We start from the raw sequence: 10310 nt of genomic DNA on the forward strand, positions 1-10310 counted from the left end.
TGAGCCTGCGTATCGACCAGTATGGCTGGAGTCTCAGTCGCTACTGGGCCTTTCTGATCTGGTTTTTATTGGCTCTGTTTCCACTGGGCTACTGGTGGGGCATCGCAAAATACCGGGATCGCTGGACACTCCAACTCGGACGCACCAACCTTGCCATAGGCCTGGTAGTGCTGGTGGCGATGCTTTTGGTCAACTCACCCCTGCTGGATTTCAGAAAAATGGTCGTAGCAGACCAGTTGCAGCGCTTGGCTGATAACAAGGTCCAGGTTGATGATTTTGATCTCAACTATTTTCGCCGCCACCTGGCTCGACCAGGGTATGAAGGTTTACAAACCCTCAAAGCACAATACGGTGAAGCTCATCCAGGCTTAGTGGTCAGAATCAACGCACTCTATAGCGACAGAAGCCAGGAACAAGCCAGTTCCACTCAGGATGAATTTGTCGCCGCTATTACCCTGCTGTCTGACAATCCACCCGAGGCCCTGCTGACAGCAATTTACAATCAGGAAATAAGCCAATTCTGGAGCCTGCAGCAAAACCGGCAGTATTTTTTACGCGCTCTGGATCTGGACCGGGATGGTGACCAGGAATATGTGTGGATCAAAAAACAACCTGGATACATCGAAATGCAACTCTTCTACCAGCAAGAAGAACGTTGGAAATCGCTTTATATCGGATCTTCTCGCGAAGAAAAAGATGCGTTTGAGCAGGCGCTGATAGCCGGAGAGATCGAGGTGGCGCCATCACGCTGGAATGACCTGGTGATAGGCGATCAACGATTCAGGGTGGGATTGGAAGATTAGGATCAGCAACTGCAGCGCATCTAAACTTTTGTTTTAATTATTTATAACTAACCTGGCACAAATTCTGCTGGTTATGAAGATACTGCCTCTACGCGACAGCCGTTAGCGCCCTTGTGCTCAGCAATGGAGCCAATGCCGCACTGATAGAGTGCAGACTTCATCACCGGAGACTGCTTATGCCAGATATGAGTGCGCTGGACGCCTATGGATTTTAATAGGGGCAATGCTGGTTCTGATTATGCAAGGTGGATTCCTTTGTCTGGAATCCGGTCTTACGCGTAGCAAAAATGCGATTAATGTAGCGCTTAAAAATGCGTTCGATCTGATCGTGGCCGCACTACTTTTCTGGTTGTTTGGCTTTGGTATTATGTTCGGTGCCCACGAAGGCCTGCAACTTGATACCCGCTGGTTTATTGCCGACTTTTCCAGTGATGAATTCTGGCACGCCAGCTTTTTCTTCTTCCAACTTACCTTTTGTGCCACAGCCGCCACCATTGTCTCCGGCGCGATTGCTGAACGCAGTCGTTTTTTGGTGTATATCATTATCACCGCCATGATCAGCCTACTGCTCTATCCTGTGTTTGGTCACTGGGCCTGGAGCAGTGCCGTCAATGATCAGTCCGGCTGGCTGGAAGCTATGGGGTTTACTGACTTTGCTGGCAGCACGGTCGTGCACAGTGTTGGCGGGTGGGTGGCGCTGGCTGCTGTGATTGTTATCGGTCCCCGTAGCGGACGCTTCTATCGGGGAAAAGTACAATCTATTCCTGGTAGCAATTTACCGCTGGCTATTCTTGGCATGCTGTTTTTTATGATTGGCTGGATCGGTTTTAACGGTGGTAGTACGTTAGCGTTTACCACAGCTATTGCTGGCATCATCGTTAATACCATTATCGCAGCTGCGGCTGGAGGCATCACAGCCATTCTGCTGTCACTGACCCAACAGGACAAAAGCCAAACCACGGCACTCACCATTAACGGCACCCTGGCCGGTCTGGTAGCCATAACGGCAGGCTGCCATGTGGTTTCAACACCACAAGCGGCACTGATTGGGGGGCTGGGCGCTCTGGTTATGTTTGTTGCGGAACGGCAGATGCATCGAATGCAGTTAGATGATGCCATTTCAGCTGTCCCCGTGCATTTGGCTGCCGGGATATGGGCACTCTGGCTGTTGCCCTCTTCGGTGATCTGCAACTGCTGGATACCGGCTTAAGTCGTGGAGAACAATTACAGGTACAGCTACTTGGCATTTTCGCCTGCGCCCTGTTTATCTTCCCGCTGTCACTGACATTACTGGTTCTTCTAAACCGCTTTACTCCCTTGCGAGTCAGCGCTGAAGCCGAACATCAGGGCTGAATGTCTCTGAGCACGGCGCCAAAACAGAGCTAAGCGACCTGCTTTCAGCCATGCAAACCCAGGAGCGCAGCGGCGACCTGAAACAACGAGTTCCCGTTGAGCCTTTTACTGAAGTCGGTCAAATCGCGTCACAGTACAACCGCGTTATTGCTAACCTAAACCGTATGGTGACACGCACCCGCTTGATTGTGCGCGATATGCGTGATGGGGTAATTACCTTTTCCGACCAGGGTATTATTACCAGCGCTAACCCAGGCACGGAAATTTTGTTCAGCTTACCTGCACACCAGTTGGTAGGGCAGCCAACTGACGTGTTACTCCATGAACAAAACCAACAAACCTTTTCAGCCACGCCTCCGGAACGTTTATTTGTCACCCTCGCCAGCAGCCAGCAGCCTGGGCCTTATGAGATTATTGCCAAAGACAGCCAAGGTGGTGCATTTACACTGGAAGTCACCACAACCGCCAGCCCAACCGATGAAGGCGTACAATACAGCGCCATGCTCAGGGATATCACTGAGCGAAAAAAGATGGAAGCCCGTCTGCACCGGCACTCAGAGCTGGCTCAAGTCACTTTGGAAGCGATTACTGAAGCGGTAATCACCTGTGATGCAGCACATAACACCGTCTACCTTAACCCCATGGCCAGCGAACTACTGGGGCAGACATCTGAGCAGGCATTCGGGCGGCCTATCGACGATATTATTCTGATTGAAGACAATGAAGCGGCTCAGGTTAAGGTTACAACACTCTGTCTGCAGCAATCAGAAAGAACGCTGAATACAAGCCAAAAACGCCTGTTCCATCTGAAAAACAAACAAGGCGACGGGTTTAAGGTACAGCTGAACTGCGCCCCTTTGCTGGATACCAATCGGCAAAGCATGGGCTGGGTTATTGCACTACAGGACATCACCCAGAACAGCCGCCTCCAGGAGATGCTGACCTTTCAGGCCGTGCACGACACCTTAACTGGCTTGATCAACCGGCGTGAGTTTGAAAAGCGCTGGAATCACTCATCTATGAAGCTCACCAAGAACAAGCCGATCACCTGCTGTGCTATTTGGATCTGGATCAGTTCAAACTGGTGAACGATACCTGTGGGCACAGAGCTGGTGATGTTTTGCTAAAGCAGCTTTCAAGCCTGCTAAAGCCCGTTCTGCGCCAGAGTGATACCCTGGCACGACTGGGTGGTGATGAGTTTGGTGTACTGCTCAGCCACTGCCCAATTGAAAAGGGACTGGAAATTGCAGAAGCCCTGCGAAAAACAGTCACTGCTTTTCGTTTTTCCTGGGATGGCCAGGTGTTTTCTGTCGGAGTCAGCATTGGCCTGGTCAGTATTACAGAAGCCTGCGGTAGCCTGGATGAGGTATTAAGCCATGCTGATGCCGCCTGCTACACAGCCAAGGATCTGGGGCGTAACCGGGTACATCTGTTTCAGCCGGATGACAAAGACGCACAGGAACGCCAAGGGCAGATTCAGTGGGCGAGTCGGCTTCAGGAAGCTCTCGACAAAGACCTTTTCCGGCTGTATTTCCAAACCATCGTGCCACTGGAAAACAGTGACAACAGTATGCCGCATTATGAAATTCTTGCACGCATGATCAGTCAGCAAGGCGAGCTCGTCCCCCCTGGCGCGTTCATCCCGGCAGCAGAACGCTTTGGCCTGATGCCCAAGATCGATAAATGGGTAATCCGCAATACCCTGGCCTGGATGGGTGATCAGCTTCGTCAAAACAAACAACCAGTGTTCTGCTCCATTAACCTGTCAGGCGCATCCATCGGTCGAGAGGACTGTCTGCAACTGATCCGTGAACAACTGCAAAAACACAGTGTACCACCGAGAAACATCTGCTTTGAAATCACTGAAACCGCTGCTATTGCTGACCCGGCCAATGCTGCTCGCTTCATTACCGAGCTAAAGCAGTTAGGCTGCCAGTTCGCCCTGGATGATTTCGGTAGTGGCCTGTCATCATTTGGCTATCTGAAACAGTTACCGGTCGACTACTTAAAAATAGATGGTATTTTCATTCAAGAACTTGCCAATAACCGGATTGATCAGGCCATGGTGGCCTCTATTAACAATATCGGCCATATTATGGGATTAAAAACCATTGCCGAGTTTGTTGAAGATGCCGCAACACTGAATATCCTGCGTCAGATTGGGGTAGATTATGTACAGGGCTTTTACCTGTCACGGCCAGAACCACTGGAGTCTCTTAACAGCGTCCGGGTAATGCCTCGTTAAATGAAAGGCTTTACCCGTTCAGACAAAGCTGTGCCATAATAGAGTGACTTCGATACTCTGGTAAAACACTATGCGAGCAAAGCTTTACCTGCTTCTGGTTGGTCTGATTACCAGCCTACTGCTGACCAGCCTGAGCCAGGCCGATTCAGGCATACGTCGTATTGTCCATCCGGATGGCCGGGTGGAGTTTACCAATATAGGTAGCCCAGCTAGCAGTGCAGCAACACCGATTCGTAGCCAGAATATCTACAGCTACCGCACACCTGGCGGCACTATAGCCTTCTCCGACCAGCGACCGGCTGCCGGTATCCAGTTCGAAATCATGCGTTTTGATTGTTATGCCTGCAAACCTGGCTCTACAGTTAACTGGCACAACACCCGCCTCTTTGCCAGTCAATATAAAGATGAAATTGAGCGCGAAGCGCAACGTTTCAATGTCGACCCAGCTCTGGTTCGTGCCGTCATTCATGCGGAGTCGGCCTTCAACCCCCAGGCGCGTTCCCCCAAAGGCGCACAAGGGTTAATGCAACTAATGCCACCCACAGCGGCTGATCTGGGCGTTACCAATGCGATGGATATCAGCCAAAACATTTATGGCGGGGTCAAATACCTGGCTGGATGCTGGAACGCTTCAATGGTGACACCCGCCTGGCGACTGCCGCCTATAATGCCGGCCCTGGCGCTGTACAACAATATGGCGGCATCCCACCCTTTGCCGAAACCCAAGCCTATACCGAACGTGTAGCCATTCTGCATCAGCGCTATCGTCAGTTATACTGATAACCTTCAAAGACATGAGCCAGGTCTTCGCCAAATAAAGGCACCTCGCCAGGGGGTTGACTTCAACTTTATACGTGATACCGTACTAGTACATGAATACACCAGACCCCCACACTCAAGAGCTACTAGACAGGCTGTTGGCCGCTGAAGATCGCGAGGCTTTGCTACAGCTATTGCAAAGCCTGCTGACGCCAGCCGAGTTGAGTGAAATCCCCAAACGCCTGCAGATTCTCAAACGCCTGCAGGCCGGCGAATCACAACGTCGGATCGCCGAAGACCTGGGTGTGGGTATCGCCACCGTATCCCGCGGCGCCCGTGCGCTGAAACGCGACCTTTAAGAGTTCACCATGACCCGTCGACCTGCAAAAATTGATCTGCCGCGCAAACCGCATTACGTCACTCTGGCCGCCGACTGTGACTTTTTTGAGCTGTTCCGCAAAATCGAAAAGCGCTTTGATGTGTGCTTTATGCTGGAATCACTGGGTGAAGACAGTCATATCTCCCGTTACTCCATCATCGGTTTTGACCCTGAGCAGTTAATTTATGCCAATGGCCGGCAACTTACCATCGAATCACGCGACGGCCAGTGTGAGCATTATGAAAGTGACAACCCCTATTACCTGCTGCGTGAAATCATGCCGCAGAATATTATTTCACGAAAATACGCAGGCGGACTGACCGGCTACCTCGGCTACGATGCCATGAGCTATTTTGAGCCGACGCTCAAACTGAAAACCAGCGACTGGTTTGATGCCTTTCGTTTCGGTTTGTATAAAGATGGCCTGATCCTGGACAAGATGACCGGTGAGATCATCTATTTTTACTATGCTGAAAACCGCATGGATCTGGTCACTGAACTCATCAACGCTCCCCGTCCAGACAATGGATCGCTAGCGATCACCTATACCGGTGAAACCATGTCCCGCGAGGAGCACGCAAACGCGGTGATGAAAGTAAAGCAGGACATCATCGACGGTAAGATTTTTCAGTGTGAAGTCGGCTTTAAAAAATACCTCGGCCTGAAAGGCGACACCCTAAACATCTATCAGCAGTTGCGTGAAGTGAACCCTTCACCGCAAATGTACTATCTGAAATTTGCTGACCAGAAACTGATCGGCGCCAGCCCTGAGTTACTTTTCCGTCTGCGTCAGGGCGAGATGGAGACCTTTCCGCTGGCAGGCACCACCCGACGCGGTAAGGACTCGCAGGAAGATACCCAATTGGCACGGGTACTGCTGAATGATCCCAAAGAAATCGCTGAGCACAATATGATTGTAGACTTACACCGCAACGATATAGGCCGGGTGGCACGCTTCGGTACAGTCAAAGTCCGTAGCCTCATGGATATCAAACGCTTCAGCCATGTGCAGCACATCTCCAGCGAAATCGTGGGCATCATTTCCGAAAAAGAAGATATGTTCTCAGCGCTGGCGAGTAACTTCCCGGCAGGCACGCTCACTGGCGCACCTAAAATTGAAGCAATGAAAATCATCGATGCACTGGAAACTGATGGACGAGGCCCTTACGGGGGCGCCGTAGGCAACTTCTCCTTCAATGGTGACTGCACCTTCGCTATCCCTATTCGCACCGTGTTTGCCAAGGGCGATCAAGCCTATGTTCAGACTTGCGGCGGCAATGTCTATGACTCCAATCCGGATGATGAGTATGAGGAGATACGGCGCAAGTTTGCCGGTACACGCAAGGCGCTGGAGCCTTTCCTGGTCAGTGAAAAGGAGTCGCAGGCATGAACATTTTAATTATCGATAACTACGACTCGTTTACCTACAACCTGTATCAGTATATCGGTGAAATTCTTTCCAGCGCACAGATTCACGGGCAACTCGACAGCTTTGATATACAGGTCAAACGCAACGACCAAATCACCCTGGAACAGGTGCGCGAACTCAATCCTGACCGGATCATTATTTCACCAGGGCCTGGCTCACCGGACGACGAACACTACTTCGGCATCTGTGCTGCCGTGATCCGTGAACTCGGACCCACGACTCCACTACTTGGTGTCTGTCTCGGCATGCAGGGTATCGTGCATGTATTTGGTGGCAAGGTGGTCAAGGCTGCCCTGCCGATGCATGGCAAAATCAGCCCGATCAATCACAATGGCGAAGGCATGTTCCGCGAGATTCCGGATCAACTGGAGATCATGCGTTACCATTCATTGATCGCTGAACCTCAGAGCCTGCCCACCTGCCTGGAAGTTACTGCCAGTGTCGGCAAGCTCCCGGTTAGCGCCTTCAAAGACCACACCCGGATCCACCAGGGCGGTGATTTCGAGATCATGGGCGTACGCCACAAAGACCACCCCATCCAAGGCATTCAGTTCCATCCGGAATCCTTTGCCACCGAAGGCGGCAAAGAACTCATCAGCAACTTCCTGTTCACCTAAAAGGGGCGTTTTAGTTCGGCTAGTAACTGGCTGAGGATCTCAACCCAAGGCTGATCGGCCTGCGTTGTTTTTAAGTGATCTAAGCCTCTGGCAGTAAAAGTACCGGGGGTTCCGATTTCACGGGCCAAGGCCGCGGGTGTCATTTCAGGGCGGTGCTGTAATAAAACAGCCGACTCCTGCTGTGCTCGCGCCAGGAGTGCCACCGCTTCAGGTAGGTTCATGCCAGTTTGCGTCACCAGAGTGTCTGCAAGTGCCTGAATCTGCTCCAGCCACCAGGCATTGACACAGACACTCAACATTGAGGCCTCAAACTGTACTTCTGTGGCAAAGCTTTGCACCCCATAACCTGCTGCAGTAAACGTTGCAGATAACCCCGTATCCGCTGGATACAAAAACACGCTGGAGCACGGGTATTGAACAGCAATACTCGCCATCATTCGGGTCACACGTGCCGGATAAAATGCCTGCTGTAACGCCTGCAACTCAACCCCTGCCGACAAGCAGATCAGGTGATGCTCAGGTGTCAGGTGCACCGAAGCAGCCAACTGTTCCAGTTGTGCTGGCCGCACTCCAACCAACAAACTGCCACACTGATCTACCACGCTCTGATTATCAGTCGCTACCGAGACTCCTGGTAATGCCTGCAACTGAGCAACCCGCTGGGTAGATCGTGGCGACAGGCACCACTCAAATGGACAGTTTGATTGCTGCACCCCACGAATCAGCGCCTCAGCCAACGCTCCTACACCCAACACACCCATCTGCATAACGAATCCTTAACAATCAGTTCACACTCATCATAAAGCCATGGATACCCGTCAGTATAATCTGCGATGCCATCGCTGCCAGAATCAGCCCAGTCACTTTACTCAACACATTCAGTCCAGTACGGCCCAATATTTTTTCCAGCCACGAAGCCAGATGCAGGCACAGCAGCAAAAACAGCAGTGCCAATAATAACCCAATCACCCCGAACACCAGATCCAGCCCCTGTAACTCAGCACCATATACCAAAATAGCACCGATAGATGCCGGGCCCACTATGGTCGGAATAGCCAATGGAACCACGGTAATATCATCACGATCTTCCTGAGGTACCTCAGCATTGGCACGAACACCATCACGTACCAGGCTCACAGCAGACAGGAACAGCAGAACACCGGCGCCAATACGAAATGAATCCAGAGTAATCCCCAGTACATCAAACAACGGTGATCCGAAAAACAGCAGAATCAAACTGATACACAAAGCTGCAAATACGGCTCTGTTTGCTATCGACTGTCGCGTTTTACGCGTGTCTGTACGGGTAAGTGACAAAAACATAGACACCACAAAAAACGGCGCAAACAGAAAAATAAACTTAAAGCTGATCGATAACAGAATCGTCATAGCACCCAACTCACTCCAAGATTGAATCAGCCCGCATAATCCGTGAATGAATAAGGCTTGTCCAGAATTTGGAAGCCAGAAAACAGAAAAGGGGTCATACTGAGTCCTTTTCTGGACCCTGTTAAGTAACATTGATTGCCAGATATGCTTATAGATGATTTACTTAGCCTCTTTAACACGAACCGACGGACAGGATCATAGGAAGACCTCAGATGAAAACAAAATTATCGATATTAGCCACAACAGCGCTACTTAGTGTCACACTACTTAGTGGCTGTGGTAGTGACGAGCCAGAGAGTGACCAGCAGACGGAAACTGCCCCTTCCGTCGTTCAGGATAAGCTCTTAAGCCAGATACCCGCTGAAACACCTTACTTTTTTGCCAGTCGCGAGCGTATGTCTGAAGAGGATTCAATGGCACTGGTGGAAAAGCTCGGTACAATGGAAGAGCTGGATAGTCAGTTGGCTGAACTCGAACAGCTACAAGCCACCACTGATGAGCCAGGAATGCAGGCGTTTCTGGGCGTCATGATTTCCGTGTTGAAAGCCTTTGAAAATGTGGAAACATTGGAGGACTATCATCAGATCGGTCTAATGCCAAATGCGCGCTCAGCTGTTTATGGCCTTGGCCTGTTACCTGCCGCCCGTATGGAACTGCATGATGAAGAACTGTTCCGCGCTTTTTTTGAAGGCCTGATCAGTGACATGAAAGTTGAATTACACGAAGCAAAACTGGGTGATACAGATTACTGGCATACCCCAGCAGAACAGATGCTGCAGACGCTGATCACTATTCGTGATGACCAGGTCATTATTGGCCTGCTGCCCTCCAATGCTGGTGACGAAGTGGTTGAGCAGTTATTCGGTATTACACCACCACTGATCAGCCTGCTTGAAAGTGGCGAACTGCTGCAATTGGAACAACGCTATCACTACTCCCCTTATGGTAGTGGTCGCATCTCGTCGAAGGGCTTGGTCAGTGAATTTATTTCACCTCAACATCCTGCCAGTCAGGCGCTGTTGCAATTGGATGAAACCAACCCAGCAGACTTTGAAGCCTGCCGGGATGATATTAACCGCTTAACCAGCCTTTTTCCGGCCCTGGTTATGGGTATACATGAGCTAGATAGCCAACGCATATCTGGTAGCCTACGTCTTGCCACCAGCTCTGAGCTGGCAGCCGACATGAGTAGTCTGACGACCACTGTGCCAGGCCTTGGAAGTGGCAAAGGTGTTGCCAGCCTGGGAATGGCCCTGGATGTTCAAGCACTGACCAGAATGCTGCAAAAATATTCCCGTCATGTGCATACCACCCCCTTTACCTGCAGAGCTGCAGG

At 51.0% G+C, this 10310-nt stretch carries 9 protein-coding genes and 2 pseudogenes; 9 read left to right on the forward strand and 2 right to left on the reverse strand.

The genetic code is table 11. The features are described from left to right. The 8 genes and pseudogenes from LH51_RS06805 to LH51_RS06830 form a co-directional block, all read left to right on the forward strand. On the forward strand, window positions 1–803 hold an 803-nt coding region (locus tag LH51_RS06805), incomplete at its 5' end, for a DUF4153 domain-containing protein (protein ID WP_036520937.1). Window positions 804–1041: 238 nt separating this feature from the next. Continuing rightward, a pseudogene (locus LH51_RS21260) lies at window positions 1042–2156 on the forward strand (ammonium transporter). A gap of 50 nt (window positions 2157–2206) precedes the next feature. Continuing rightward, the gene (locus tag LH51_RS21270; RefSeq protein ID WP_200881897.1) at window positions 2207–3244 is read left to right on the forward strand and encodes a PAS domain-containing protein; all 1038 of its coding nucleotides are present in this window, start codon (window positions 2207–2209) and stop codon (window positions 3242–3244) included. Then, on the forward strand, window positions 3217–4401 hold the full coding sequence (locus LH51_RS21275) for an EAL domain-containing protein (protein WP_235263581.1): 1185 nt from the start codon (window positions 3217–3219) through the stop codon (window positions 4399–4401). Before LH51_RS21270 ends, LH51_RS21275 begins: the two co-directional genes overlap by 28 nt. A 322-nt stretch (window positions 4402–4723) precedes the next feature. Beyond that, window positions 4724–5181: pseudogene (locus LH51_RS22355) on the forward strand (lytic transglycosylase domain-containing protein). A gap of 92 nt (window positions 5182–5273) precedes the next feature. Then, window positions 5274–5519: a Trp family transcriptional regulator gene (locus LH51_RS06820; protein ID WP_036520939.1), complete on the forward strand. Its 246-nt coding sequence runs from the start codon at window positions 5274–5276 to the stop codon at window positions 5517–5519. Between the two features lie 9 nt (window positions 5520–5528). Beyond that, a complete protein-coding gene (locus tag LH51_RS06825; RefSeq protein ID WP_036520941.1) occupies window positions 5529–6929 on the forward strand; it encodes an anthranilate synthase component I family protein in 1401 nt (466 codons plus the stop codon). Continuing rightward, entirely contained in the window at window positions 6926–7585 is a 660-nt protein-coding gene (locus LH51_RS06830) for an anthranilate synthase component II (RefSeq protein WP_036520943.1), read from the forward strand. Before LH51_RS06825 ends, LH51_RS06830 begins: the two co-directional genes overlap by 4 nt. On the opposite strand, the gene LH51_RS06835 is transcribed toward LH51_RS06830, so the two are convergent. Together LH51_RS06835 and LH51_RS06840 are read right to left on the reverse strand one after the other, a co-directional pair. Continuing rightward, window positions 7582–8352, reverse strand: a complete 771-nt coding sequence (locus tag LH51_RS06835) for an NAD(P)-binding domain-containing protein (RefSeq protein ID WP_036520945.1) — start codon at window positions 8350–8352, stop codon at window positions 7582–7584. The two genes, LH51_RS06830 and LH51_RS06835, sit on opposite strands and share 4 nt — an antisense overlap. Window positions 8353–8368: 16 nt before the next feature. Beyond that, the gene (locus LH51_RS06840) at window positions 8369–8974 is read right to left on the reverse strand and encodes a MarC family protein (protein WP_036520947.1); all 606 of its coding nucleotides are present in this window, start codon (window positions 8972–8974) and stop codon (window positions 8369–8371) included. Between the two features lie 212 nt (window positions 8975–9186). On the opposite strand from LH51_RS06840, the gene LH51_RS06845 reads away from it, so the two are divergent. Further along, on the forward strand, window positions 9187–10310 hold a 1124-nt coding region (locus LH51_RS06845), incomplete at its 3' end, for a hypothetical protein (protein WP_036520950.1).

This window comes from Nitrincola sp. A-D6 (assembly GCF_000764495.1).
GTDB lineage: Bacteria > Pseudomonadota > Gammaproteobacteria > Pseudomonadales > Balneatricaceae > Nitrincola.